This is a genomic window from Streptomyces luteireticuli (assembly GCF_041519305.1).
Classification (GTDB): Bacteria; Actinomycetota; Actinomycetes; order Streptomycetales; family Streptomycetaceae; genus Streptomyces; species Streptomyces luteireticuli.
Genome location: NZ_CP167927.1, coordinates 2,897,107 through 2,921,114, shown reverse-complemented (window position 1 = coordinate 2,921,114; position 24,008 = coordinate 2,897,107). Strand labels below are relative to the sequence as shown.

Sequence of the window (24,008 nt, the reverse complement as noted above, 5' to 3'; positions counted from 1 at the left end):
GGATGCGGCCCGGCGCGGGGCCGGTCACGCTGGCCGGGTACCGTGTCCGCCCGCCGTGGAGGCCAGCGTGTCCGAACGTGCCCGCGTCCGCCGCACCATCATCGTCCTGCCGCTGGTGTGCGGCCTGTTGCTGACCGGCTCGGCCTGCGGCGGCGGCAGCAAGAAGGAGAAGGCCGAGGCCACTCCGACCAGTTCGGCCGAGAAGCAGAAGTTCGCCAAGACCCGCTTCGTCGCCAACGCGGGCCTCGCGGCCGGTGCCGCCTACAAGTGGATCGTCAAGCCGTACCGCGCGGGTTCCTTCAAGAAGGGCGCGGACGGCCGCACCGGTGCCCTCGTCAAGGCGGGCCTGGCAGGCGCGTTCACCTACAACCGGCTCAAGGCCGCGACGAAGAACGCCCAGGGGGACCCGACCCTCGCCAAGGCCCTCGTCCCCGTCACCGCCGGGATCGACTCCCTCAAGAGCCTGGGCACCAAGCTCCGCAAGGGCGAGGCGAACGACAACGACGTCAACTCCGTGGACAAGGTGATCGGCCAGGTCAAGGACGCGGGGAAGAGCGCCGGCGCCCCCGTCACCGACAAGGAGCCCTCCGCGAGCGAGTTGCAGAAGGGCTGACGCGCCGGCGCCCTGCTGATTGTCAGTGGCCGATGGGAGCATGTCTCTCATGGCGAAGACCGAGTCCGCATCCGTGTCCACCGTGCGCAGCCGCCTGCTGCGCCGTGCCGTGCCGCTCGTCGCGCTCGCGCTCCTCGCCGGCTGCTCGGGCGGCGGGGAGTCCGGCCCGCACGCCGGCGGGTCGGGTGCGGGCGACCCGGTCTTCACGTCTCTTGGCAACAGCGGCTATCAGGTGCTGCATTACGGCCTGGAGCTCGACTACGAGCCCGAGGGCAACGACCTGGACGGCACCGCCGTCATCACCGCCCGCGCCACCGAGGAGCTGTCCTCCTTCACCTTCGACTTCACGGGGATGAAGGTGACGGACGCCAAGGTCGGCGGGAAGACGGCGAAGACCTCCCGCAAGGGGAACAAGCTGAAGGTGGTTCCCGAGCAGCCGGTGAGCACGGGCGCGACGTTCAAGGCGGAGATCGTCTACTCGGGGAAGCCGAAGACCATGCGGGACCCCGACGGCGCCAAGGAGGGCTGGATCGAGACGGACCACGGGGCCGTCGGACTCGGCGAACCCGAGGGCTCCATGGCCTGGTTCCCCGGCAACCACCACCCGTCGGACAAGGCGTCCTACGACTTCACCGTCTCCGTCCCGGACGGCTACACCGCCGTGGCCAACGGCGAGTTGAAGAAGAAGGAGCAGGTCGAGGACGAGGACGGCGACGACTGGACGGTCTTCACCTGGCACAGCGGCGAACCGATGGCCAGCTATCTGGCGACCGTCGCCGTCGGCGACTTCAAGACGGCCGAGACGGACGCGGCCGGGGTGCCCGCCTACATCGCGTACGCGCCCAAGCATGAGGACGCGGCCCGGCATATGAAGGAGCTGCTGCCCAAGGCGATGACCTGGGCGCGCGAGCGCTTCGGCCCGTACCCCTTCTCGTCGTTCGGCGGCATCATCGACGACAACCCGTACATCCACTACGCGCTGGAGACCCAGACCAAGCCGTACTTCCCCGAGCCCGAGACCGACCGGATCATCGTCCATGAACTGGCGCACCAGTGGTTCGGCAACTCCGTCACCCCACGCAACTGGCGTGACATGTGGCTCAACGAGGGCTTCGCGCAGTACACGGAGTGGATGTGGGAGGCCCAGCAGGAGAAGGGCCGCAGCGAGAAGCAGACCTTCGACGACTACTACGACGGCAAGGATCCGGAGTCGAAGGACGCTGAGGGCAACGACATCTGGGCCTTCCCGCCCGCCTATCCGACGGCCGAGACGATATCCGGGCGCCCGGTGTACGGGCGGGGCGCGATGGTGCTGCACAAGGTGCGCGAGACGGTGGGCGATCCCGTCTTCTTCGACATCCTGAAGGCCTGGACGCGGAACCACCGGTACGGGAACGCGGGGACCGACGACTTCATCAAGCTGTGCGAGCGGAAGTCGGGCAAGGACCTCGGGGATCTCTTCGACACCTGGCTGTTCAAGGCGGACAAGCCGGACCACCGCTGACGGGCGCGCGAAAAGGCCCGCCGGGGAAGTCCCCGGCGGGCCTTTCGGTCACGGACATCAGCCGCGCTGGATGCCCGAGGTGTCCTGGAGGACGCCGCGGCGGCCGTCCTGGGTCTGGGCGACGAGCGCCTGACCGCGCTGGTCCACCGCGAGGTACCAGGTGCCGGGCGCCAGCTCGGCGATCGGCGTCGGGGAGCCGTCCTCCGGGAACAGCGGCCGGCTGACCGGGACCGCGAACCAGAAGGGGGCGAAGTCGGCCGCCGGGGCCGGAGCGGGGGCCTGGGCCTGGGCCGGGGAAGGCGTCGGCGCCGGGGCGCCGGCCGCCGGGTCGGGCTGCGGGGCGCCGCCGTAGGGCTGGCCCTGGCCCGGCTGTCCCGGCTGGCCGCCGTACGAGGCGCCGGGGCCGCCCGGGCCCGGGTAGCCGTAGCCCGGGTGGGCACCGGTGCCGTAGGGCTGCGGGACCTGCGGGCGCGGGGCGCCCATCAGCGGGGCCTTCAGCGCCGGGATGCGCGCGGCGAACAGGGCGGTCGCGGCGATCAGCAGGGTGGCGATGAAGGCGAGGATGCGGCCGATGCCGACGCCGATCTTGTCGTTGCCGTGCTCCACAGGGCCGTCGAACATCGTCCACAGCACGGTCCAGGTCGCGAAGACCGCGAGGGCGGTGCCCCACTGCTCCAGCGTGAGCCCGAGCGCCTTGCGGCCCTCGGGCTGGAAGCGGGAGGCGACGATCAGGGCTGCGGCGATCAGACCCGCGAGCACGATCGACGGCAGTGCCGGGAAAACCTTGCCCGACCAGAGGTTGGGCATGTCCAACCTGTCGCAGAGCGGCCCGCTGCAGTCGACGGAGTAATAGTCGAGGAACGAGGCGATGAACAGCAACACCGCTGCTCCGATCACCACGCCGTCGCCTCTAGTGAGGGAGCGGATGTTCACCTGAAATCCTTTGTCAGTGCCGTCGTTTTCGTTCGCTGTCACGAGACGTGGAGGGGCGTCGGACGAACGCGGCCCCCCATGGTACGGGGGAACCTATCGTCCCTCCGTCCCGGGCGCCTCATCGTTTCGTCCTCGTGACACGCCCGTGGCCTGGCGTTATTCGGAGTCACCTGCCCCGGACGAAGTCGGCGATGCCCCGGGCGATCCCCTGCGCCGCCTTGTCGCGCCATGCGGGGTCGGTGAGGTGGGCGGCGTCCTGTGCGTCGCGCATGTTGCCGCACTCGACGAACACCTTGGGAACGGTGGAGAGGTTGAGGCCGCCGAGGTCGCCGCGGACGTCCAGTCCGGTGCCGTGGCCGATGTAGTTGGACGGAGCGCTCCCGGTCGACTGGACGAAGTTCCCGGCGACGCGCTCGCCGAGCTCCTTGGACGGGCCGACGATCGGCGCGGTGTCCGCGCGCCCGCCCTTGACCTTCGCGGGCAGGATCACATGGAAGCCGCGCTGCCCCTCGGCCGCGCCGTCCGCGTGCACCGACAGGGCGGCGTCGGCGTGGGCTTGATTGCCGATCGCGGCCCGCTCGTCCACACAGGGCCCGTAGGGCCGGTCGCCGTCGTGGGTGAGGGTGACCGTGGCGCCCTGCGCCGTGAGGATGTCCCGGATGCGGTGGGCGACGTCCAGGCTGAACTCGGCCTCCGCGTAACCGGAGTTGGTGGAGGTACCGGTGGTGTCGCACTCCTTGCGGCCCGTACCGATGTCCACGGAACGGTTGATCTCGGTGGAGTGGTCCTGGTTGCGGATGTTGTGCCCGGGGTCGATGACGACGGTTTTGCCGCGCAGGGACCCGTCGGGTGCAGGTGGTTGTTGCTGTTTCGCCTGGACGGAAGGTTTCGCCGGGGCGGACGGCTTCATCGGGGCGGACGGTGACGGTGCGCGCGTCGCCGTGGGGGCGGACGTCTGCGGCGGCCTGGTCGCCCTGCCCTCGGCGGCCGGGCCGGCGACGTCCTTGTCGTCGCAGCCGGTGAGGGCGGCCAGCGCCGTCAGCGTGACGAGCGCCGCCGCCAGGACGCGGGGGCGGGAATGACTGCCGTAAGACACCCGGGCGATGCTAGCGCCGCGCCTCGCCCCGGCGCAGTACGCGCAGGGAACGCGTGACGGAGACCTCGCTGAACTCGCCCGATTCCAGGGCACGCCGGTAGATGCGGTACGGGGCCTGCCCGCCGTCCGCCGGGTCCGGGAACACGTCGTGGATGACGAGCAGCCCGCCGGGGGCGAGGTGCGGGGCCCAGCCCTCGTAGTCGGCGGTCGCGTGCTCGTCGGTGTGCCCGCCGTCGATGAACACCAGCCCCAGCGGCGTCCGCCACAGGGCGGCGATCTGCGGGGAGCGCCCCACGACCGCGACGACGTGCTCCTCAAGCCCGGCTCTGTGCAGCGTGCGCCGGAACGTCGGCAGGGTGTCCATCCGCCCGACCTCGGGGTCGACGAGGGAGGTGTCGTGGTACTCCCAGCCGGGCTGCTGCTCCTCGCTGCCCCGGTGGTGGTCGACGGTGACGACGGTCGTCCCGGCGGCACGGGCCACGTCGGCGAGGAGGAGCGTGGAACGGCCGCAGTAGGTGCCGACTTCGAGGAGCGGGAGGCCGAGGGCGGCCGCGGTTTCCGCCGCACGGTGCAGGGCGAGGCCCTCGTCCAGGGGCATGAAGCCCTTGGCTTCTTCGAAGGCGGCGAGGGTGGTGGGGCTCGGGGACATGGGGTCATGCTGCCATGGGGGCCGGGGCGGAGGGATCTTGGCCCCTCCGGGGGAGGGGCCGGGGCCAAATCCCCTCACAGCCAGCCGTTCTGGCGCGCCGCCCGCACCGCCTCCATGCGATTGCGCGTCCCCGTCTTGCCGATCGCGGCCGAGAGGTAATTGCGCACCGTCGCGGGGGACAGATGCACCCGCGCCGCGATGTCGGTCACCGTCGCCCCGTCCACCGCCGCCGTCAGGACGTCCCGTTCCCGCTGGGTCAGCGGGTTCGGGCCCGCGCTCAGGGCGGCGGCGGCGAGCGCCGGGTCGATGACGCGTTCGCCGGCCAGCACCCGGCGGATGGCCGCGGCGAGGTCCTCGACGGGGCCGTCCTTGACGAGGAAGCCGGACGCGCCCGCCTCCATCGCGCGGCGCAGATAGCCGGGGCGGCCGAAGGTGGTCAGGATCAGGACGCGGCAGGAGGGGAGCGCGGTGCGCAGTTCGGCCGCCGCGTCCAGGCCGCTGCGGCCGGGGAGTTCGATGTCGAGGAGGGCGATGTCGGGGCGGACGTCCAGCGCCGTGGGGACGATCGCGTCCCCGTCGCCGACCTGGGCGACGACCTCGATGTCGTCCTCCAGGCCGAGCAGGAGGGCGAGCGCGCCCCGCATCATCCCCTGGTCCTCGGCCAGCAGTGTCCTGATCACGCGGCTCGTTCCTCCTCGTTGTCCACGGGGAGTTCCGCCACTAGCCGGAACCCCCGTCGTCCGTCGGGGCCGGAGGTCAGGGATCCGCCGGCGGCGGCGAGGCGTTCCGTCAGCCCCTTCAGCCCGTTCCCGTCCCCGTTTCCGTTTCCGCTCCCACCGGGCGAGCCTACGCCGCGCCCGTTGTCGGCGATCTCCAGGTGGACGCGGTCCGGTTCGCCGCGCACCTCGATCTCGCAGCGCGAAGCCCCGCTGTGCCGTACGACGTTGGTGACGCCCTCACGGACGACCCAGCCGAGCAGGGCGCCGGTCTGCGGCGGCAGTGGCGGGCCGGACTGGCGGATCTCGGCGGTGATGCCGGAGGCGTCCAGCAGCGAACGGGCGTTGTCCAGCTCGGTGGTGAGGCTGCCCTCGCGGTAGCCGGTGACCGCCTCGCGGATCTCGGTGAGCGCCTGGCGGCCGACCGCCTCGATGTCGGCGGCCTGGCCGAGCGCGGCCTCCAGGTTCTTGGGGCCGAGGCGGCGTACCGCCTCCGCCTTGACCACGATCACGGACAGGGTGTGGCCGAGCAGGTCGTGCAGGTCGCGCGAGAAGCGGAGCCGCTCGCGCTCGACGGCGGCGTGGGCGAGCTGCTCGCGGGTGTCGCGCAGCCTGGTGACCGCCTCGTGGAGGTTGAGGACGGCCGCGGCGACCAGCCCGCCCAGCGCGGTGCCCCAGGCGACGGCGACGACGCTGCCGGTGCTGGCGTCCTCGGGCCGCAGGAGCCATAGGGATCCGGAGGTGAGGCCGAGCGTGCCGAGCGCGGCGCCCATCGCCCGGCCGCGGTCGCGCAGCACGATGCCGGTGGCGATGGACAGCAGCGGGAAGCACATCTGCCAGTGGTCGAGGTAGCCGATGTTGAGCGCGAAGGTGACGACGACGAGCCCGGCCAGTGCCGCGAGCGGCACGCGGGTGCGCCGTCGGCGCTCGTCGAGGGCGGTGAAGACGGCCGTGACGTAGAGCGCGGCGAAGGCCAGCTCGCCCAGGCCGGCGAGCCAGGGCAGGGGCATGTCGCCCCGGAGCATGTGGACGGTGTCGCCGGTGATGGCGAACAGCCACGGGACGAAGGCCTCTTTGCGGGGCAGCTTCATCCGCTCGATCTCGTCAGCGGTGCTCCTCATGCTGCGAACTCTAAGGAACACCGCCCTGACCTGGGCAGACGCAAAAGTCCACCAGTTGCTGTGACATTTGTCCTCCGCTGTTCTTCCCGCGCCGCGCGGGAGCGGTTATACAGGGCTCCATGCCCATCGACGCAGCCAAGGCCCTGGCCGCCGAGCCGCGGACCGTCCCGCTCTCCTGGGACCACAAGGACGTCCTCCTCTACCACCTGGGCGTCGGCGCGGGCGTCCCGGCCACGGACCCGGCCGAGCTCCGCTATGTGCTGGAGGACCGGCTCCGCGTCCTGCCGAGCTTCGCCACCGTCGCCGGCGGCGGCATGATCGCGGCGGACTGGCCGGTCACGCCCGGCATCGACATCGACCTCTCGGCCGTCCTGCACGGCGGGCAGTCGCTCACCCTGCACCGGCCGATCCCGGTCCGCGGGGAGGGGGCCGCCCAGACGTCCCGCATCGCCGCCGTCCTCGACAAGGGCAAGGCGGCCGTGATCGTGCTGCGCACCGATGTCGCCGACGCCGAGGGGCCGTTGTGGAGCGGGGAGTCGAGGCTCTTCGTGCGCGGGGAGGGCGGGTTCGGGGGCGAGCGCGGAGGCGGCGGCGAGCGTCCGGCGCCGCCCGGCCGCGCGCCGGATGTGATCGTCGAGCGGCCCGTCCGCGAGGAACAGGCGCTGCTCTACCGGCTGTCCGGCGACTGGAACCCGCTGCACGCCGACCCGGCGTTCGCCGCCCGGGCCGGTTTCGACCGGCCGATCCTGCACGGGCTGTGCACCTACGGCATGGCGCTCAAGGCCGTCGTCGACACGCTGCTGGACGGGGACCCCGCGCGGGTGCGCTCGTACTCCACGCGCTTCTCCGGCGTGGTCTTCCCCGGCGAGACGCTGCGCGTGCGGATGTGGCGGGACGAGCCGGGGCCGGGCCGGATCCGGGTGGCGGTGACGGCCGTCGAGCGGAACGACACAGGCGTGCTCGACGACACCGTCGTCGAACACGCCTGAGAGGGCCGCGCCCGAGGAGGCTGCGTCAGCTCGCCTCGACGCGGCGGTGCTTGCCCTGGGTGGTGGTGTGCGATTCGTCGGACGACGCCGGACCGCGGTGCCTGCCGGCCCCGGCGGCTGCGGCCCGGGCGGACGCCTCCAGGGGGCGCGCCTCGGTCGTGTCGGTTCGGGCTTCGGACATGTGGGGAGTCACTCCGTGGGATGGGGATTGCGTGCTGTGCGCGCGGGGGCCGCGGTGTTTGTCAACACGCCTGGGCGGTACGCCCGGGTGTCCGTCAACACACGCTCCGCGCAGGACCGTTCACAGGACACAGCTGCGCAAAACCCCCGCGCCGAAGTCTAACGGGACCTTGATCGCGGGGGCCACCCCGGTCCGGGGCGGGACCGGGGCCCTGTCCTTGCTCCACCGTCCTTACGTCATACGGGAAGGGCGGGCGTGCGGCGCCTGTTGCAGAGGCACCGGCCGGGGCGTCACCGGCAGGGGCTCCGGCTCCTGCTCCTCCTCCGGGTCGGGCATCCGCACCCGGGCCAGTCCGCAGGAGACGTGCGGCGTCGCGTACGGCAGCCGCAGCTCCCCGCAGGCCGTCCACAGCCCGGCCCCGGCGACCCAGCCCTGCGGACCCGGGAACTGCCGCAACTGCCGCTCGGCGGGCCGCCACACGCCCACCGACGTCCCCGACTCGCGGTCCACCCGGAAGGCCACCGCGCACCCCTCGGGCGACAGCGTCTGCCCGGGCTGCGCGGCGAACGGCGTCACCGCCGCGCCCTGCTGGCGCAGGCACTCGGGGAAGCGCACCGGGCGCGAGGAGCCCAGCACGCCCCAGCCGAGGCGCTCCTGGCCGGGGGCGTCGGAGCGGACGAGGAGCAGGCCGCTGTCCGGGTCGGCGAGGACGAGGCGGTCGTTGCTGCGGTCGGTGATCTGGAGCAGCGGGCTGGTCTCGCCGCACCGCCCCAGGTCCACGACGACGGTCTTGGTGATGCCCTCCAGCTCCCGGTCGAGGGCGAGCAGCCGGCCCTCGCGGTCCAGCCAGGCGCCGCCGGAGCAGCGGCCGTTGACCCGGGCGAGCAGTTCGGGCCCGGCGGTGGTGCCGTGCACGCGCCACAGCGTGGTCGTGCGGTCGCCGTGCACCAGTGCGTAGGCCGAGGCGCCGTCGGGGGCGGGCGGGAGCAGCGACAGGTAGGGGCACTCGATCGCGCCGAGCGGCAGCTCGCCCGTGCCCGGCCCGGTCGGGTAGAGCAGCGACAGCGCGTACCGTTCGGCGACGCGGCGTCGGATGAGCACCCTTCCGTCGGCGAGCGGGAGCACCTCGCTGTCGGGCTCCTCGGGCTGGCTGCCCGGCAGCGGGACCGCGTACGGCTCGGGGCCGCCGAGGGTCCAGCGCTCGGGGAACCAGCCGCCGGTGGCGCGGCTGAGCGCCAGCCAGGCCGCGTACGAACCGTCGGCCGTGATCGTGAAGGACGGCCGGCGTGAGTCCATCGGCGCACGTCGGGGAGTGGTCTCGGGGGTGCTCTGGGGGGCACAGACCGTCATGAGAAACGTCACCTCCGGCACAGAACGTAGTTTTAGGGCGCTAAACCGCACCCTGCGAGTGAGGTTGGTTCACGCGTACGGGTGGAGGTTCTCCGATTCACCGGAGGGCGGGGTGGCGGGTGTGCTTGGTACATTCCGCCCCCTTTGGGGTAAGGCGGCCCTAAGTGGTTTAGGGTAAGGCGAACCTAAGTAGGCGGTGCGGCCCCTCGCACCGTCCCCATCGCCGAGGGAGAACGCCCATGTCACTCCGCCGATCGCGCCGATCGCTCCGCCGCCGCGGCACGGCCGCCGCGGCCCTCGCGCTCTCCGCCGCCCTGGCCATGACGGCCTGCGACGCGGAGACCTCCGACAAGGGCAAGGACGGCGGCGCGGGCTCCAAGTCCGTCGCCCAGGGCGGCAAGGACTTCGGCAAGGCGGGCGAACAGACCAAGAACATGGGTACGGACGCGGCCCCGGGCCAGTTCCCGCGGACCGTCACCCACGCCCTCGGCAAGACCGAGATCAAGACCAAGCCGAAGCGCGTCGTCGTCCTCGACGTCGGCGAGCTCGACAACGTCGTCTCCCTCGGCATCAAGCCCGTCGGCTACGCCCCCTCCGAGGGCGACGCCGAGATCCCCGGCTACCTCAAGAAGGACGCCGGCGACCCCAAGAGCGTCGGCACCATCAACGGGCTCAACCTGGAGGCCATCAACAACCTCCACCCCGACCTGATCCTCGGCAGCAAGCTCCGCGCGGAGAAGCACTACAAGAACCTGTCGAAGATCGCCCCCACCGTCTTCTCCGTCCGCCCCGGCTTCACCTGGAAGGAGAACTACCTCCTCAACGCCGCCGCCCTCGACGAGACCGCAAAGGCGAAGAAGAACCTCGCGGACTACGAGGCCAAGGCGAAGAAGCTGGGCGAGGACCTCGGCGACAAGAAGCCGACCATCACGATGCTGCGCTACATGCCGCAGTTCACCCGCCTGTACGCGCAGAAGTCGTTCATCGGCACCGTCCTCAAGGACGTCGGCCTGCCGCGCCCGAAGAACCAGCAGGCGGACGACCTCGCCGTGCAGATCGGCCCGGAGAAGATCGACCAGGCCGACGCCGACTGGATCTTCACCGGCGTCTACGGGAACCCGGACAAGACCAAGCGCGCCGCGGCCGAGGACAACCCGCTGTGGAAGAACCTCAAGGCCGTCAAGGAGGGCCGGGCCGAGAACGTCAAGGACGAGACCTGGTACCTGGGCCTGGGCGTCACGGCCGCGAACAGCGTCCTCGACGACCTCCGGGCCTTTCTTGTGAAGAAGTAGTACAGCCTGGTCAAGAAGTAGGGCTCTCCGAGCGGCGGCGTACGGGCACGGGAAGGCAGGTAGCCTTTCCCCGTGCCCGTACTGTCTGAAGTCATCGCCGCCCTCGACGCCCTGTGGCCCCCGGAGCGGGCCGAGCAGTGGGACGCCGTCGGCACGGTCTGCGGCGACCCCGACGCCTCCGTCACCCGGGTCCTGTTCGCCGTCGACCCCGTCCAGGCGGTCGTCGACGAGGCCGTGGAGCTCGGCGCCGACCTGGTCGTCGCCCACCACCCGCTCTACCTGCGCGGCACCACGACGGTCTCGGCCGGCACCTTCAAGGGCCGTTCCGTGCACACCCTGATCAAGAACGACATCGCGCTGCACGTCGCGCACACCAACGCCGACCGCGCCGACCCCGGTGTCTCCGACGCCCTCGCCGGCGCCCTGGACCTGCGCGTCATCGGCCCCCTGGTGCCCGACGCCACCGACCCGACGGGCCGCCGCGGGCTCGGCCGCATCTGCGAGCCGGTCACCCCGCTGACCCTCGCCGAGTTCGGCGAGCTGTGCGCCAAGCGGCTGCCCGCCACCGCCCAGGGCATCCGCGTCGCCGGCGACCCGCAGCAGGTCGTCCGCACCGTCGCCGTCTGCGGCGGTTCCGGCGACTCCCTCTTCGACCAGGTGCGGGCCGCGGGCGTGGACGCCTACGTCACCGCCGACCTGCGCCACCACCCCGCCTCCGAGGCCCGGCTGCGGAGCCCGCTCGCCCTGGTCGACGCGGCCCACTGGGCCACCGAGTGGCCCTGGTGCGAGCAGGCCGCCGCCCAGCTCGACGAGATCTCCGACCGGCACGGCTGGGGCCTGCGCACGCACGTCTCGCGCCTCGTCACCGACCCCTGGACCGCCCACGCGGCCGCCCCCGTCACCGATCACCACTCCTAGGAGCCCCCAACTGAACGCCGCGCCCGCCGACCAGATCCGCCTCCTCGATCTGCAGGCCCTCGACACCCGCCTCGGCCAGCTCGCCCACAAGCGGAAGAGCCTGCCCGAGCACGCCGAGATCCAGTCCCTCGAGGGCGACTTCGCCCAGCACCGCGACCTCCTCGTCGCCGCGCAGACCGAGGAGAGCGACACCTCCCGTGAGCAGACCAAGGCCGAGCAGGACGTCGACCAGGTCCGCCAGCGCGCCGCCCGCGACCAACAGCGTCTGGACTCCGGCGCCGGCATGAGCCCGAAGGACCTGGAGAACCTCCAGCACGAGGTCGCCTCCCTCGCCAAGCGCCAGGGCGACCTGGAGGACGTGGTCCTGGAGATCATGGAGCGCCGCGAGTCCGCCGCCGAGCGCGTCACCGAGCTGACCGGCCGCGTCGAGGCCGTCCGGGCCAAGGTCGACGCCGCCGTCGCCCGCCGCGACGCCGCCCTCGCGGAGATCGACGCCGAGGCCGCCACCGTCACCAAGGAGCGCGAGCTCGTCGCCCGCTCCGTCCCGGCCGACCTGCTCAAGCTCTACGACAGGCTGCGCGAGAAGCAGGGCGGCGTCGGCGCGGCCCGCCTCTACCAGCGCCGCTGCGAGGGCTGCCGCCTGGAGCTCGACATCACCGAGCTCAACGAGGTGCGCGCGGCCGCCGCCGACACCGTCGTCCGCTGCGAGAACTGCAGCCGCATCCTGGTCCGTACGCCCGAATCGGGGCTGTAGGCCCGATGCCCAACCGCTTCGTCGTCGAGGCCGACGGAGGCTCCCGGGGCAACCCGGGCCCCGCCGGCTACGGCGCCGTCGTCCTCGACGCGGCCACCGGCGAGACTCTCGCCGAGGCCGCCGAGTACATCGGCACCGCGACCAACAACGTCGCCGAGTACCGCGGGCTCATCGCCGGGCTCCAGGCCGCCCTGGCCATCGACCCGGACGCCGAGATCCAGGTCCGCATGGACTCCAAGCTCGTCGTCGAGCAGATGTCCGGCCGCTGGAAGATCAAGCACCCGGACATGAAGCCGCTGGCCGCCGAGGCCAAGCGGGTCTTCCCCGCCGGGCGGGTCGCCTACCGGTGGATCCCCCGCGAGAAGAACAAGCACGCCGACCGGCTCGCCAACGAGGCCATGGACCTCGGCAAGCAGGGCAAGCGCTGGGAGCCCTCGCAGTCCTCCGCGGACCTCGCCGCCGTCCCGGCCCCCGTCGAGGAACCGCTCGCCGAGCCCAAGGCCGCCCCCGTCGGCTGGGCCGCCCCCGCCGACCTCGGCACGCCCACCACCTTCGTCCTGCTGCGCCACGGCGAGACCGCGCTCACCCCGCAGAAGCGCTTCTCCGGCAGCGGCGGTTCCGACCCCGAGCTCTCGCCCGCCGGCCGCCGCCAGGCCGACGCCGTCGCCGCCGCGCTCGCCGCGCGCGGCACCATCCAGGCCGTCGTCAGCTCCCCGCTGCGCCGCTGCCGCGAGACGGCCGAGGCCGTCGCCGCCCGGCTCGGCGTCGAGGTGCGCGTCGACGAGGGGCTGCGCGAGGCCGACTTCGGCGCCTGGGAGGGGCTGACCTTCGCCGAGGTCCGCGAGCGGTACCCGGACGACCTCGACGCCTGGCTCGGCTCCACCAAGGCCGCCCCCACCGGCGGCGGCGAGAGCTTCGCGGCCGTCGCCCGGCGCGTCGCCCTCTCCCGCGACAAGCTCCTCGCCCGCTATGCGGGACGCACGGTGCTGCTGGTGACCCATGTGACGCCGATCAAGACCCTGGTCCGGCTGGCCCTGGGAGCCCCGCCCGAGGCGCTGTTCCGCATGGAGCTGTCGGCCGCCTCGCTGTCGGCGGTGGCGTACTACGCGGACGGCAACGCGTCGCTGCGGCTGCTGAACGACACGTCGCACCTGCGCTGACGCGGTGACGGGCCGGCGTCAGTCCGTCCGCCGGCCCATCACCGCCGTCCCGACGACCGTCCTGCCCAGCAGACAGCCCGCGCCCGCCCGCAGCCGCCGGCGCTCCCGCTCCTCGATGTCCTGCGCGCTCTCGCCGGTGGCCGCCGTCCGCGGGCAGCCGGGGCAGCTCCAGAGGTCCGGGGCGCCGGGCGGCGGCGGCTCCATCGCGACCGCGCAGTGCGGGCACTCCACCGTCACGCCCTCCACGTGACCGCACGATCCGCACACCCAGACGGGACCCTCGGTGTCCTGGCGTCTCCACGCCGTGCCGCGGCAGCGGGGGCACCCCGTGGTGACGATCCCGGCCCGGTCCATGATCGGCGGTTCCGGGGTGGCGTCGGCGTACTCGATGAGCCGTGCCCGCACCTGTTCGTCCGTGGTGTTGGCCATCCGGAGCAGATGTGCGACACGTGAACGTGCCTCGTCAGCGAATTCGTTCATGGCGGGGGCAGGTTATCGCCGCCGGGCGCCGGTGATCACCCAGGCGTCACTGCCGTGTTGACCTCATGCACCGCCCGGATCACCTGTGTCACCGCCGTGTTGACGCAGCCGGGACGCGGCCCGGGCCAGTCGCTCCACCCGCGCCCAGTCGCGGCCGCGCACCGCGTCCGGCGGCAGCATCCAGGTGCCGCCGACGCAGCCGACATTGGGCAGCGCCAGATACGTCCGCGCGGACTCCTCGCCTATCCCCCCGGTGGGGCAGAACCGGGCCGTGGGCAGCGGCGCGGCGAGGGACCGGAGGTACGCGGCCCCGCCGGCCGCCTCGGCCGGGAAGAACTTCATCTCCCGCACGCCCAGTTCCAGCAGCGTCATCACCTCCGAGGCGGTCGAGACCCCGGGCAGGAACGGCACCCCGGACGCGCGCATCGCGTCCAGCAGCCGCACCGTCCACCCCGGGCTCACCAGGAACCCCGCCCCGGCCCCGATCGCCGCCTCGACCTGCGCGGGCCGCAGCACCGTCCCGGCCCCCACCACCGCCTCCGGCACCTCGGCCGCCACCTCGGCGATCGCCTCCAGCGCCCCGTGCGTCCGCAGCGTGATCTCCACCGCCCGCAGCCCTCCCGCGACCAGCGCCCGCGTCAACGGCACGGCGTCGGCGGCGTCGTGCAGCACGACGACGGGGAGGACGGGGGCGAGGTCGAGGATGTCGGTCACGGGGGCATGGTGCCGGGGGAGAGCGGAGCGGGCAACGGCTGTTGCGCATCCTGCAACGGGGTATGCCGGGCCACCGCCGACTCGCGAAGCACAGGCCCCAGGAGTCAAACGTAGCAACAACCACCCCAACTCCCTTTGTCCACGAGACAATTGAGAGACGAGTCGCTACGCTTTCGACAGCAGAACCCCTCCCCACTCGGCCGGGTTCCACTCCGGGGCCCGCGGCCTCTGACGGGGCCGAACGCACCACCAGGGAGGGTTGATTGGACGAGCGGGCGTCGCCACCCGGCGGCATACGCAGGTCCAGGATCCGCGATGTGGGAAAGCACCTGCGTGCGGCCTACGAGGGCGCCGACAGGTGGCTGGCCTCCCCCGGGGGAAGGCTGGCGATCAGAGGGACACGCGAACTCCTGAAGTGGTACATCCGCTTCAAGGGGATCGACGTCGATCTCGGTGACGATCCCCCTGAGCGGTGACACAAGCACGGCGGCCCGCCCATCAGTTGACCCCTGGGGGCGGGTTCGTGTCGTAGAAACCCACGCTATGCCTGCCGACCGCCCACGTCATCAAAAGTTCTTCCGTCCTGAGATGGTGTTGGACATCGGCGGGACCGGGGTATCGAACGTGAGACATTGGTCTTTGTCTCATGGAATCGGAGGGGGCATGGTCGAGACGCAGCGCGCGGGGCGCCGTGGCCGCCCCTGGGGGGCCTTACAGGGCGACTCGACCGCGACGAACGACCTGGCACGGCTGCTTCGCGACTGGCTGGACGCGGCCGGCATGTCCCTCAACGGTCTCTACGCCCGGCTCGTCCCCGAATACTTCCCCACCGGCCAGGTGCCCAGCCGGTCGACGATCGCCCGCAGGCTGTCGGGCGCGGGGCTGGAGAACGACTGGGCCTTCGTGGAAGCGGTCGCAGACCTCACGACGGCGGACGCACCGGGCCGCACGCTGGCCCTGGCCCACGCCCGGCGCCTCTGGGGCGAGGCGCGACGGACGTCCACGACCACCGCCGGAGGAAGCGCCGAGGACGGGGAGGGGAGCCCGACCGCCATGGAAGCGGAGGCCCTTGACGGCAGCCGGAGGTTCGACATCCAGAACGCGACCTTCAACGGCTCGGTGCACATCACCAACAACCACTACACCGCCGTGGAATCGGCCGAACTTCAGGACCAGCTGCTCGACGCCCGCCGACGGCTCGTGGAGGCGCTGGACCAGCTGAACGACGCCCGCCGCGAGCTCGCCGCCGTCAAGCAGGAGCTGGAGCAGATGCACCGGGCGCGGGAACGGCTGCAGCGTGCCGGCGCGGTGCCGGACCCGAAGACGGCCGTGGAGGACCTCCGACGCAGCCTGCTGCTCCTCGGCCGGGCCGAACAGGGCGACGCCTGAGAGAGACCGCAGCCGCGGTCCCCGGTCACGCGATCGGCCCATCACCTCGGGCAGAGGCCCGCACTGTGCTGTGGAATGCCGGTGAGGTGCAGCGCTCTCCCCCCGGCGGTGACATGGACTCCTTGCGAAGCGCCCTCCCAACCCTCACGAGGTGGGGCCTGGTCGTGGCGCTCGTCGTCCTCTTCGGCGCCCTCGTCTACTTCGGGGTGCGGACCGCCGAGTCCCCGCCCCGCCTCGCGGATCCGGCCCCCACCGCTCCACCCGGGCCGGTCGGCCCGAAGGGTTCTCTGCCCCCTCAGGCCAGGGGTGCCTACGATCCGAACACCCGCGTCCTGGCCCTGCTCGCCTTCGTGTCCCCGCTGCTGACCACGATCATCGGCTTCTACTTCGGCAAGAGCACGGGCGAGGCCACCGGCGAGGCCGTCAAGTCCGAAGTGCGGGCCCAACAGGCCCAGATCCCCTCGGCGCTTTACGCGGCAGGCCACGGGAGTGCGGTGGATGTGCTCCTCGACAAAGGTCTCATCACGCCGTTTCCGGGCGGGCCCGCGGACGGCGGGAGCTCCGGCAAGTAGGGTGCCGCGGCTTGCACAAAAGCCCCACCGACCTGGCGTTCCGCCAGTTCGAGGGGCTCCGTGCCGGTAGGCCGGCGGACGAGTCGGCCTGTACGCCGGGAACAGTGCACTCATGGGCACTGACCTGCGGTTTCTTCGACACAAGGGGCTTGATCGCCACGCAATCGCCACACGGGCGGGGGATCGCCACTCACGCCGCCACCTTGTAGTCCTCCTGGTCGCCCTCGACCTCGACGACGGGAGGCGGCGGAACGAAGTGCGTTTTCGTGATCGAGAAGACGTTGTCGAGGAATCGGCGGCCCTCGGAAGCCGAGCCGGCCACCTGGTGCTTGTAGGTCCCCTCCGTCTCCTCCTGGCTCGCGTGGCCGACCCAGAGACTGACCTCGGAGAGAGGGGCGCCCTCCTTGAGGGCCGTCGAGACGAAGGTGTGTCTCAGATCGTGGAACCGGAAGTCGTCGGGCAGCCCGACCGCCTTCCGGGCTTTGTTCCACGCTTTGTAGAACACCGAACGACGTATGACGTTGCCTCTTGAGGAGACGAACAGGAGGTTCCTCCCCGCGGGGACGTGCTCCCTGATATGCCGGAGGGTCACGGCCTTCGCGAGGTCCGGGAACGGCGTCTCGCGGCCGAAGCTCGCCGCCGTCTTGGTGTAGTCCACCAGTACGGCCCGGTAGTCCTCCAAGATCACCTGACGCTTGACGGTCAGGAACCCACCGTCGAAGTCGATCGCGTCCCGACAGAGGCCCAGCGCCTCGCCGAGCCGGAGCCCGCTCAGAGCTCCTACGAAGACGATCGCGCGGTAGTGCTCGGGCAGGTTCTCGTACAGGCCGAGAACCTGCTCCAGGGTGGCGGGCACGACCCGCCGCCGCTGGACCTCGGGGAGTTCGACGTCGACGCAGGGCGAGACGGCCAAGATGCGCTTCTTGACCGCGCGATTGATGCATGCCCTGAATGTCTTATAGATGAGGTGGACCGTCCGGGGTGCCAGACCCTTGACCTCCAAGGCCCAGATCCACCGCTGAACGTCCATCGGTTCTATTCGGTGCAGGAGCGTACCGCCGAAGTACGGGACTATGTGATTCCGGGTGTTCCGCTGGTACGAGTCCTGTGTGCTCTTCTTACGCTTCATCTTCAGCCACTCGTCCGACCACTGCTTATACGTGGTCTTCAGGTGGCGAGGCCGTACTACCTGGCCTTTGGCTTTGGCGCCTTTGACCTTGTCCTCGTACGCCTCGGCATCGGCCTTCTTGTCGAAGGTCATATCGGCGGGATCGCCGTTGGCGTCCCGAACCCGGGCGGTCCAGCCGTGAGTGCAGCCGACCCGCTCGCATTCGCATCGTCCCCGGCAGGGGCACTTCGATGGATTCTTGTGTCTGCACTTCACAGCACACAGACAGGCGCACTTGCAGCGCTTGCTGACTGCCATGTGGCTCCGTTCCTCGGTTACAGGTCAATGGGGGATCCCGGCAGGTTCAGGGCATCTGCCGGTCGATCCACTTTTCGAGATCGGTAGGACGGCATCGGAGCTGGTTTCCGATGCGACGGAAGGGAATTTCGGCGCGTCGCCAGTTGCCGTAGACCCAGCTCCTCGGCTTGTCGAGGTGGGCAGCTACTTCGTCGAGGGTGAGGAGCTTCAAGCGGCGGCCCCGGAGTAGTCGGCGCGGCTCTGCGACGTCAGGTGATGCATGCCGAACTCGCACCGGTAGATGCGGTTCTCGCAGGCGAGGCCGCGTCGGGTGCCCCGGCGGTCGCCAGCCCGGTGCCTTTTGGCCTGGACCCGGCCGAGGGCTCTTTCGGCTGCCCTGTGGTCTTCGTACGCGCGCTTGGCGCCGCACTCGCAGGTCCTGAAGTCGAGAGCCTTGATCGACATGGTTTCTCCTGGGCTATTTCTGGAACCCGTTGCACGGGCAGGTGGGTATCTGGCAGGCGCCTCGTGCTGCCGTGGCAGCGGAGTGGGTGAAGGGGGCGTGGCCGCACTCGGGGTGCAGGCAGTAGCCCTTCCAGCCCTTCTTGCCGGTGGTGTTGGCGAGCAACACGCCGGGGCTGTGGAGCCGGACGAGGCGTCCGGTGCCGCCGAAGGCCATGCGTTTGGCGAAGGCTTCGGCCTCCGCGCTGTTCCCGAACGGTGCGAAGTTGAGGCCGCGGTGGCCGTCCGCCCAGGTGTGGACGAGGGCCACCCAGTCGCGCATCTGGAGGATCTCGGCGACCTCCTTGATGACGGCCTTGGCCATCTGGTCGGCGCTCTCGAAGGTGGGGTCCTCCAAGATCGCCTTCACGGCGTCGATCTCCTCCCGGCGGGGAGTGATCCTCACGTTGCCGCCGGGGGCTCGATCAGCTTGGCGAGGCGGCGATGAACCTCGCTGAGCTTGCCGGAGTCCTCGCCGACCTGGCTGTCGAGCAGTTGGTCGTAGTCGGGGAGCTCCTTGACGGGGACGTCTCCGTCCTCGCCCCACCGTTCGGCGAGCTCGGCGGCCTGCTTCTTGTAGAGGTTCTCGATGTCGTCGACGATGCGGCGCAGTTCGGCGACGAGGTTCTCGGCCGACATGTCCGTGGTGGTGCTCAAGAGGTTCTCCCTTTCCAAAGTCAAAGTTACGCAATTATTGGAGTGTGCGCAACTATCGCATTCGGGGCTCGGTGAGGGCCTTGATGCTCGCCCGCAGGCCCTCCACGGAGGTGTTGAGGATCGTCGCGTCGAACTCCCAGTCGGCGAGGGCGTTCTCGCTGATGTGGTCGGACCGGTCGATGAGCGCTTGGCCCGGCCTGACGATCTGCACCACCAGGCCGCCGCGCTGCTTGATCGCCTCGGCCTCGTTGGGGAACCGTACGTCGGTGATGACGGTCGGCTGGTCCCAGGTCTCGTAGTCCCGGACGAGGGCGTTGACCCAGACGTCCTCACCGAGCACCCGGCGGCCGGCTTCTGTGCCGCAGCGCTGGAGGTACTCCCGGACCACCGGGTGGTCCTTCTTCACCTGCTCCCACCCGTACCGGTCCACCTCCTCTGCGAGGAGGTACGAGCCGTCGATGGGGTCCTCGGGCAACCAGGGGTTCATCCCGTACAGGAACTCCCGGACGGCGTCGGCGAACGCCTTGCGCTGCCATCCTGTCTCGACCAGCGCCAGGGCGGCCGTGTCCTTCCCGGAGCGGGCGGCGCCCGCCAGGCCGATGATGTGCGTCATGGTGACTTCCGTTTCTGCTAGGTGCGGTTACGCCGCCTGCGCCAGCTGAGAGGCGGGCACACGGGGGCCGATCTTGACTGTTCCGGTGCGCGGGTCCTCCGGGGTGGCCGGCCGGAGGGCGGCGGCCATCTCGTCCAGGTCGCCGAGGACGCCGAGCCGGTGACGGAGCCCCTCGATCACGGCCTCCAACTCTTCGGCCTCAGCGATCCGCTGCTCCAGCTCGCGGAGCGTCTCCGCGGTGCGGCTGCGGTTGCGGGCCTTGGCGAGTGCGACCGTGTGCTCGTGCACGAGCAGGTCATCGGCGAAGTGGACCTGGAGGATCGCTCGGAGTCCGGCGCGAGCTCGCGCACTTCCGGCGCTGGACAGCTCCGTCCGGCGGAAGTTGCGGCTGTCGTTCTGCCGCCAGAAAGTGAACCGGTCGGCGTCGCTCGGCTCGCTGATCCGGGACAGCCATGTCTCGTCGAGCTCAACCCCGTTGACGGAGAACGTGGCGCCTCGCGTCCGGGAGTACCGGCCCGAGCTCATGGTCACCTCAACCTGCGTGGGCAGGAGTTCGAAGTCGTCGCCTCTCCTCAGCTGCGGTTTGATGTGGACGAGTCCCTTGATGCGTGATCCGGTGACCTCGTACGAGGCGGTCCAGGCCCGTTCGTTCTCGGGTACGCCGTCGCTCGCCACGCGGCGTACAGCCACGGTCCCGTATCCGGTGTCCACTTCGACGGCGGTCTCGGTGGTCATTCTGGTCTCCTCGTAGATCTTGGTCAGGTAGTCGCGGAGCTGTTCTTCCCACGGCTGGTTGAGCAGCGTGCCGATCAGCGGGGCTCCCATGGGCGGGGCCACGACGTCGCCGATCTGTCGGGTGCAACTGGATCGCGTTCCGGTCCACGGGTAGCCGGGCGCGAAGCCGACCAGCAAACCGGCCTCGTCGAGGGAGAAGCGGCGGTCCGGGGCCGTCTCCCAGTACCAGCCTCGGATCTTCGAGGTGATCGCGGTGGCTGGCCGGTCCGCCGACCAGCAGTTCCCTCCGGCCGTCTTTCGCACGCCCCGGGTGTTGACCCGGATCCCTTCGGGCCAGCCGAGCGCCTGCGCGGCCGTCCTGCTGGGGATTTCGGTCTTGGGCTTCGTCATCGCCCAGTTGAGGTACCGGTTTCGGGCCGCGAGCATGAAGGAGCGCTTCCGGCGGCTGGCGAGCCCGTAGTTCACGGAGTCGAGGACCTGGAAGTCCACGGACAGCCAGTCGGCGCACCGGAACTCGGCACGTATGCCCTCGGTGACGACTTCAGGGAGCGCCGAGGACTGTTCCATGGCGACCCACGAGAATCCGTCCGACGCCACGGACAGCGCGAGGCCCCAGATCACGACTTCGGCAAGGAGCCCAATCCGCTCGTCGGTCAAGTCCTTGGCCATGGCCCGGACTTCGTCGATGCCGTAGATGGGGCCGGACCAGCCATACGGGCAGTCAGGGCAGTCGCTGGTGCAGTCCTCGGCGCAGAAGTCTTCCTCCCAGACGCCGACGGTGGCCTCCCACGCGCAGGTGAGCATGTCGAGGAACAGCTCTTGGTTGCGGGGGTTGAGGCCGGCACGCTTGCCCGCCGGTGTCCAGGGCTGGCATGGGGCCGTGACGACCAGGCCACGGGTCCACCGCAACGCGCGGTGGTTCGGGTCGAGGCTGCGGACGTCGGCGACGATCCGCTGGAAGCCCGCCGCGGTAGCTGTCGCAGAGGCGTCCTTGTCGATTTCGACGCCGATGACATCGAGATCGCATCCGAGTACATCGCGGATGCCGACCTCCAGGCCGCCAGGCCCGCTGAAGAGGTAGACGACGCGGTCGGCATCGTCGGGGCCTGGCGGGAAGAGCCAGCGCACGGGCCAGGGGGCGGCGAGCGCTTCGAGCTCCGCAGCGGACATCGAGCCGAGTTCGATGTCGCCGACGGGGTGGTCATCCGCGACGTTTCGTTCGAGGAGGGCAGTGGACATCAGCAGCACTCGGAGCGGAATCCGCCGACAGCGAGGACGTAGCTGACGACACCCGTGGAGGTGTTCCGCATGCGGTGCATGCGACCGAGCCACACGCGGCTGTAGTCGGTGTGCAGGCGGCCCGCCCACCCGTCGGTCGGGTCGGAGCAGTCCGTGTCTACGGTGGTGCCATCGGAGAGGTGGACCGCTACCGGGTAGAGCCGGTTGTCGTCCTGGTCCTCCTGCAACTCCAGCGCGTCGGCATCGGGGTGTTCCCGACGGACGGCCTGCACGATGAGAGGCAGCACGACGAGCGCCATGTTCTCCTCGGCTTCGCAGTAGAGGCGCCAGGCCGTGTTGCTGCGCGTGGCGGCGCGGTCGTAGGCGGCCATGAGGTGCTGTTTGTCCGCGCGGACGAGAGCACCGGCGGGGCTGGTCATGCAGGTCATGGGTATCCTTCCGGTGATTGATGCTGGCTGGCATCGTCAGGGGGCGGGATTCGTCCCGCCCCGGCTCCGGCTCACCACCGGGGTCCGTCTTGTCCGCCCGCCCCTTGGCCCTCTCCGGCCAGGGGGCGGGCTCCTCAGCAGTCGGCCGTGCTCAGACGTCCGTGCCGTACACGTCGAGCACGGTTCGTTCGGAGACTTCCTGAGACATCGGGTCGATCTGGTCCACCCAGGAGCGTTCGTTGTCCTCCAACCACGCCTGGAGTGCATCGTCGTCATCGGCGATGTCGGCGGGCACTTCCACCTCTGCTTCGACGGCGCACGTGGCGATCTCTTCAACCTCGAAGTAGACGGTCACCAAGGTGGACTTCATGCTGCGGCTCCTCGGTAGATACGGATGCGGCAAGGGCCGCACGTCAGGTCCTCGTCCAGGAGCTCGGGGGTGATCCCGCACTCGACGCAGGGCTCGGTGTTGCGGTCGTTCATCGGCTGGTGCCCTCGATGCCGAGCAGTTCGAGGAGTTCGTCGACGAGCTGTGCCTCGTAGTCGGTCAGGGCATGGACCACGCAGTCGGAGACGCGACACGGATGCCCGTGCCCCTTGACGAACTCCGCGTGGGCTTCGCGGCCGGCCGTGAGCCAGTCGTCCCCGGCGGTGAACTCCGGTCGCTTCTCGGCCCAGCGGGTGTACACCTTTTCCATCCGCGGGACGTCGTAGTACGGGCTGATGCCGTGCTGCCTCATGCTGTCGATCCACGAGGACCGCACTCGGTCGTACGAATGGCGGGAGCGGTCGTAGCCGGAGGCCGGATCGATGTCCTCCAGGGCCACCCCGGAGGCGATACAGAGCGCGATCCTTGCGTCGGCCATCGACGTGGCGTGATCAGGTATGTCGGAGCGTCCGGCGAAGTGCCGCAGGACGTTGCGCGGGTGGTAGGTACGCATGTGAGTCATGCCTTCGGAGCAGGGGGGCCGCCCCGCCCGACGGCAGGGCGGCCCGAAGAGAGAAAGGGGATGGTCAGGCGCCGGAGCCGTAGGCGTTCGACAGCGCCTTGTCGGCGTAGGCCCGGAAGGCGTGGAACGCCTCGTCGGGGTGCGGGTGCCCGGCGGCCAGGGCGCGGAGCTTGGCTCCGTAGGCGCCTAGGTAGGCCACGTACGCGCGGAAGTCGAGCGTCACGGCGTGGAGCATGTCCGCCTTGATGACGGCCCGTTCGCCCGCCCAGTCTTCGCTGATCACGCGATCACCCGGCCAGAGCCGTACGCCGGCCGGAGCCCACCTGTGCCCCGCCCAGGTCGGCCGCCTTGCCCGCCTTGTTGCCCTCAGACCAGCCCGTGCCGGTCAGTCGGCGCTTGGGGGCGGAGCGGGTCTTCGGGTTTTCCGCCTTGAAGAGGGCCTCGACCTTCTTCTCGCGGGTGGCGAGGACGAGTTCGGCGGGGCGACGCCCGATCTCGCGATTGGCCTCCTCCACAGCTGCCTGGTCCGCCTCGGTCAGTCGGTTGGCCACAGCGACGCGGAAGCCGCTGAGCCAGGACTTGCGAAACGAGGCGGTGGACTCACCCCACGCGGGCTTGGCCTGCTTCATCCCGTTGAACGCCTGGAGCAGGAGCGAGGTGTACAACATTTCCGCGCGGTCGAGCATGGACTCGTAGCCGTAGAGCTTGACCTGCTGGACGTACTTGTCCGACGTCCAGTCGTAGGCCCGCCACCGGACGGTCTTGCCGCCCAGGGCATGGGTTATCGACGTGAGGAGGGCCGTCCGGTCGAGGAGGTACGAGCCCTTCACGATCACGATGCGGCTCGTGAGCTTGTCAGTTTCCGGCTTCGTCTCGGCGAGCATGGCGCGCTCGATGCCGTACTTCGCCATCAAGCTGGCGGCCTTCCCGAAGTACGCCTCAGCCTCCAGCGGGGAAGCGGCAGGGTCTTCCGCCTTGGCCAGGATGGCGCGGACCTTCGCGAGCATCTTGGACTGCTCGTCGCTGTTCATGTGCACCTGATTCCGTTC

31 protein-coding genes are annotated in these 24,008 nt (G+C 70.6%); 10 read left to right on the top strand and 21 right to left on the bottom strand.

What is annotated here, in order from left to right:
* The first annotated feature begins 67 nt into the window (after window positions 1–67).
* Both AB8735_RS12615 and AB8735_RS12610 read left to right on the top strand, forming a co-directional pair.
* Window positions 68–613: a hypothetical protein gene (locus AB8735_RS12615; RefSeq protein WP_372407266.1), complete on the top strand. Its 546-nt coding sequence runs from the start codon at window positions 68–70 to the stop codon at window positions 611–613.
* 49 nt (window positions 614–662) lie between these two features.
* Window positions 663–2,117, top strand: a complete 1,455-nt coding sequence (locus AB8735_RS12610; protein WP_372407265.1) for a M1 family metallopeptidase — start codon at window positions 663–665, stop codon at window positions 2,115–2,117.
* A gap of 57 nt (window positions 2,118–2,174) precedes the next feature.
* Here AB8735_RS12610 and AB8735_RS12605 read toward each other — a convergent pair whose 3' ends face one another.
* The 5 genes from AB8735_RS12605 to AB8735_RS12585 form a co-directional block, all read right to left on the bottom strand.
* On the bottom strand, window positions 2,175–3,050 hold the full coding sequence (locus AB8735_RS12605) for a DUF5336 domain-containing protein (RefSeq protein WP_372407263.1): 876 nt from the start codon (window positions 3,048–3,050) through the stop codon (window positions 2,175–2,177).
* A gap of 166 nt (window positions 3,051–3,216) precedes the next feature.
* A complete protein-coding gene (locus AB8735_RS12600) occupies window positions 3,217–4,113 on the bottom strand; it encodes an N-acetylmuramoyl-L-alanine amidase (protein WP_372411833.1) in 897 nt (298 codons plus the stop codon).
* A 43-nt stretch (window positions 4,114–4,156) separates the two neighbouring features.
* A complete protein-coding gene (locus AB8735_RS12595; protein ID WP_372407261.1) occupies window positions 4,157–4,795 on the bottom strand; it encodes a class I SAM-dependent methyltransferase in 639 nt (212 codons plus the stop codon).
* Between the two features lie 74 nt (window positions 4,796–4,869).
* A complete protein-coding gene (locus tag AB8735_RS12590; RefSeq protein ID WP_344032549.1) occupies window positions 4,870–5,475 on the bottom strand; it encodes a response regulator transcription factor in 606 nt (201 codons plus the stop codon).
* Window positions 5,472–6,632, bottom strand: a complete 1,161-nt coding sequence (locus AB8735_RS12585) for a sensor histidine kinase (protein ID WP_372407260.1) — start codon at window positions 6,630–6,632, stop codon at window positions 5,472–5,474. Before AB8735_RS12585 ends, AB8735_RS12590 begins: the two co-directional genes overlap by 4 nt.
* A 119-nt stretch (window positions 6,633–6,751) precedes the next feature.
* On the opposite strand from AB8735_RS12585, the gene AB8735_RS12580 reads away from it, so the two are divergent.
* A complete protein-coding gene (locus AB8735_RS12580) occupies window positions 6,752–7,621 on the top strand; it encodes a MaoC/PaaZ C-terminal domain-containing protein (protein WP_372407259.1) in 870 nt (289 codons plus the stop codon).
* Between the two features lie 25 nt (window positions 7,622–7,646).
* Here AB8735_RS12580 and AB8735_RS12575 read toward each other — a convergent pair whose 3' ends face one another.
* Window positions 7,647–7,802 (bottom strand): hypothetical protein, encoded by a 156-nt coding sequence (locus AB8735_RS12575; protein WP_344032553.1) that lies wholly within the window; start codon window positions 7,800–7,802, stop codon window positions 7,647–7,649.
* A gap of 231 nt (window positions 7,803–8,033) precedes the next feature.
* A complete protein-coding gene (locus AB8735_RS12570; RefSeq protein WP_372407258.1) occupies window positions 8,034–9,098 on the bottom strand; it encodes a hypothetical protein in 1,065 nt (354 codons plus the stop codon).
* A 293-nt stretch (window positions 9,099–9,391) separates the two neighbouring features.
* Here AB8735_RS12570 and AB8735_RS12565 point away from each other — a divergent pair, with 293 nt between their 5' ends.
* The 4 genes from AB8735_RS12565 to AB8735_RS12550 all read left to right on the top strand — a co-directional run bounded on the left by AB8735_RS12565 (window position 9,392) and on the right by AB8735_RS12550 (window position 13,276).
* Window positions 9,392–10,444, top strand: coding sequence for an iron-siderophore ABC transporter substrate-binding protein (locus AB8735_RS12565; RefSeq protein WP_344032557.1), 1,053 nt, complete (start codon window positions 9,392–9,394; stop codon window positions 10,442–10,444).
* Between the two features lie 72 nt (window positions 10,445–10,516).
* A complete protein-coding gene (locus tag AB8735_RS12560) occupies window positions 10,517–11,362 on the top strand; it encodes a Nif3-like dinuclear metal center hexameric protein (protein ID WP_344032559.1) in 846 nt (281 codons plus the stop codon).
* Window positions 11,363–11,372: 10 nt separating this feature from the next.
* The gene (locus AB8735_RS12555; protein ID WP_344032614.1) at window positions 11,373–12,116 is read left to right on the top strand and encodes a C4-type zinc ribbon domain-containing protein; all 744 of its coding nucleotides are present in this window, start codon (window positions 11,373–11,375) and stop codon (window positions 12,114–12,116) included.
* 5 nt (window positions 12,117–12,121) lie between these two features.
* Window positions 12,122–13,276: a bifunctional RNase H/acid phosphatase gene (locus tag AB8735_RS12550; protein WP_372407255.1), complete on the top strand. Its 1,155-nt coding sequence runs from the start codon at window positions 12,122–12,124 to the stop codon at window positions 13,274–13,276.
* 18 nt (window positions 13,277–13,294) lie between these two features.
* Here AB8735_RS12550 and AB8735_RS12545 read toward each other — a convergent pair whose 3' ends face one another.
* Together AB8735_RS12545 and eda are read right to left on the bottom strand one after the other, a co-directional pair.
* Complete coding sequence (locus AB8735_RS12545) at window positions 13,295–13,756, bottom strand: hypothetical protein (protein WP_372407253.1); 462 nt, start codon at window positions 13,754–13,756, stop codon at window positions 13,295–13,297.
* A 63-nt stretch (window positions 13,757–13,819) separates the two neighbouring features.
* Window positions 13,820–14,470 carry a bifunctional 4-hydroxy-2-oxoglutarate aldolase/2-dehydro-3-deoxy-phosphogluconate aldolase gene (gene eda, locus AB8735_RS12540; protein WP_344032566.1) on the bottom strand — a complete coding sequence of 217 codons (651 nt, stop codon included), beginning with the start codon at window positions 14,468–14,470 and terminating at the stop codon, window positions 13,820–13,822.
* Between the two features lie 317 nt (window positions 14,471–14,787).
* Here eda and AB8735_RS12535 point away from each other — a divergent pair, with 317 nt between their 5' ends.
* The 3 genes from AB8735_RS12535 (at window position 14,788) to AB8735_RS12525 (ending at window position 16,431) form a co-directional block, all read left to right on the top strand.
* Window positions 14,788–14,946, top strand: a complete 159-nt coding sequence (locus tag AB8735_RS12535) for a hypothetical protein (protein ID WP_344032568.1) — start codon at window positions 14,788–14,790, stop codon at window positions 14,944–14,946.
* A gap of 187 nt (window positions 14,947–15,133) precedes the next feature.
* On the top strand, window positions 15,134–15,859 hold the full coding sequence (locus AB8735_RS12530) for a hypothetical protein (protein ID WP_372407252.1): 726 nt from the start codon (window positions 15,134–15,136) through the stop codon (window positions 15,857–15,859).
* A 164-nt stretch (window positions 15,860–16,023) separates the two neighbouring features.
* On the top strand, window positions 16,024–16,431 hold the full coding sequence (locus AB8735_RS12525; RefSeq protein WP_372407251.1) for a hypothetical protein: 408 nt from the start codon (window positions 16,024–16,026) through the stop codon (window positions 16,429–16,431).
* Window positions 16,432–16,621: 190 nt separating this feature from the next.
* Here the strand turns inward: AB8735_RS12525 and AB8735_RS12520 are convergent, their stop codons facing one another.
* The 12 genes from AB8735_RS12520 to AB8735_RS12465 all read right to left on the bottom strand — a co-directional run bounded on the left by AB8735_RS12520 (window position 16,622) and on the right by AB8735_RS12465 (window position 23,990).
* A complete protein-coding gene (locus AB8735_RS12520) occupies window positions 16,622–17,692 on the bottom strand; it encodes a tyrosine-type recombinase/integrase (protein ID WP_372407249.1) in 1,071 nt (356 codons plus the stop codon).
* Between the two features lie 211 nt (window positions 17,693–17,903).
* Window positions 17,904–18,131 carry a helix-turn-helix domain-containing protein gene (locus AB8735_RS12515; RefSeq protein ID WP_372407247.1) on the bottom strand — a complete coding sequence of 76 codons (228 nt, stop codon included), beginning with the start codon at window positions 18,129–18,131 and terminating at the stop codon, window positions 17,904–17,906.
* A complete protein-coding gene (locus AB8735_RS12510) occupies window positions 18,065–18,301 on the bottom strand; it encodes a hypothetical protein (RefSeq protein ID WP_372407246.1) in 237 nt (78 codons plus the stop codon). Before AB8735_RS12510 ends, AB8735_RS12515 begins: the two co-directional genes overlap by 67 nt.
* A gap of 13 nt (window positions 18,302–18,314) precedes the next feature.
* Entirely contained in the window at window positions 18,315–18,707 is a 393-nt protein-coding gene (locus tag AB8735_RS12505; protein ID WP_372407245.1) for a hypothetical protein, read from the bottom strand.
* Between the two features lie 32 nt (window positions 18,708–18,739).
* A complete protein-coding gene (locus AB8735_RS12500; RefSeq protein WP_372407243.1) occupies window positions 18,740–18,994 on the bottom strand; it encodes a hypothetical protein in 255 nt (84 codons plus the stop codon).
* 52 nt (window positions 18,995–19,046) lie between these two features.
* Entirely contained in the window at window positions 19,047–19,607 is a 561-nt protein-coding gene (locus AB8735_RS12495) for a hypothetical protein (protein ID WP_372407242.1), read from the bottom strand.
* 27 nt (window positions 19,608–19,634) lie between these two features.
* Window positions 19,635–21,581 (bottom strand): DNA cytosine methyltransferase, encoded by a 1,947-nt coding sequence (locus tag AB8735_RS12490; RefSeq protein ID WP_372407240.1) that lies wholly within the window; start codon window positions 21,579–21,581, stop codon window positions 19,635–19,637.
* Complete coding sequence (locus tag AB8735_RS12485; RefSeq protein WP_372407239.1) at window positions 21,581–22,009, bottom strand: hypothetical protein; 429 nt, start codon at window positions 22,007–22,009, stop codon at window positions 21,581–21,583. The genes AB8735_RS12490 and AB8735_RS12485 overlap by 1 nt, the downstream gene beginning before the upstream one ends.
* Before the next feature lie 151 nt (window positions 22,010–22,160).
* A complete protein-coding gene (locus AB8735_RS12480) occupies window positions 22,161–22,379 on the bottom strand; it encodes a hypothetical protein (protein WP_372407237.1) in 219 nt (72 codons plus the stop codon).
* A 109-nt stretch (window positions 22,380–22,488) separates the two neighbouring features.
* Window positions 22,489–22,950 (bottom strand): hypothetical protein, encoded by a 462-nt coding sequence (locus tag AB8735_RS12475; RefSeq protein WP_372407235.1) that lies wholly within the window; start codon window positions 22,948–22,950, stop codon window positions 22,489–22,491.
* Between the two features lie 73 nt (window positions 22,951–23,023).
* Window positions 23,024–23,242, bottom strand: coding sequence for a hypothetical protein (locus tag AB8735_RS12470; protein ID WP_372407234.1), 219 nt, complete (start codon window positions 23,240–23,242; stop codon window positions 23,024–23,026).
* Between the two features lie 4 nt (window positions 23,243–23,246).
* Window positions 23,247–23,990 carry a DUF2786 domain-containing protein gene (locus AB8735_RS12465; protein ID WP_372407232.1) on the bottom strand — a complete coding sequence of 248 codons (744 nt, stop codon included), beginning with the start codon at window positions 23,988–23,990 and terminating at the stop codon, window positions 23,247–23,249.
* Window positions 23,991–24,008 lie beyond the last annotated feature (18 nt).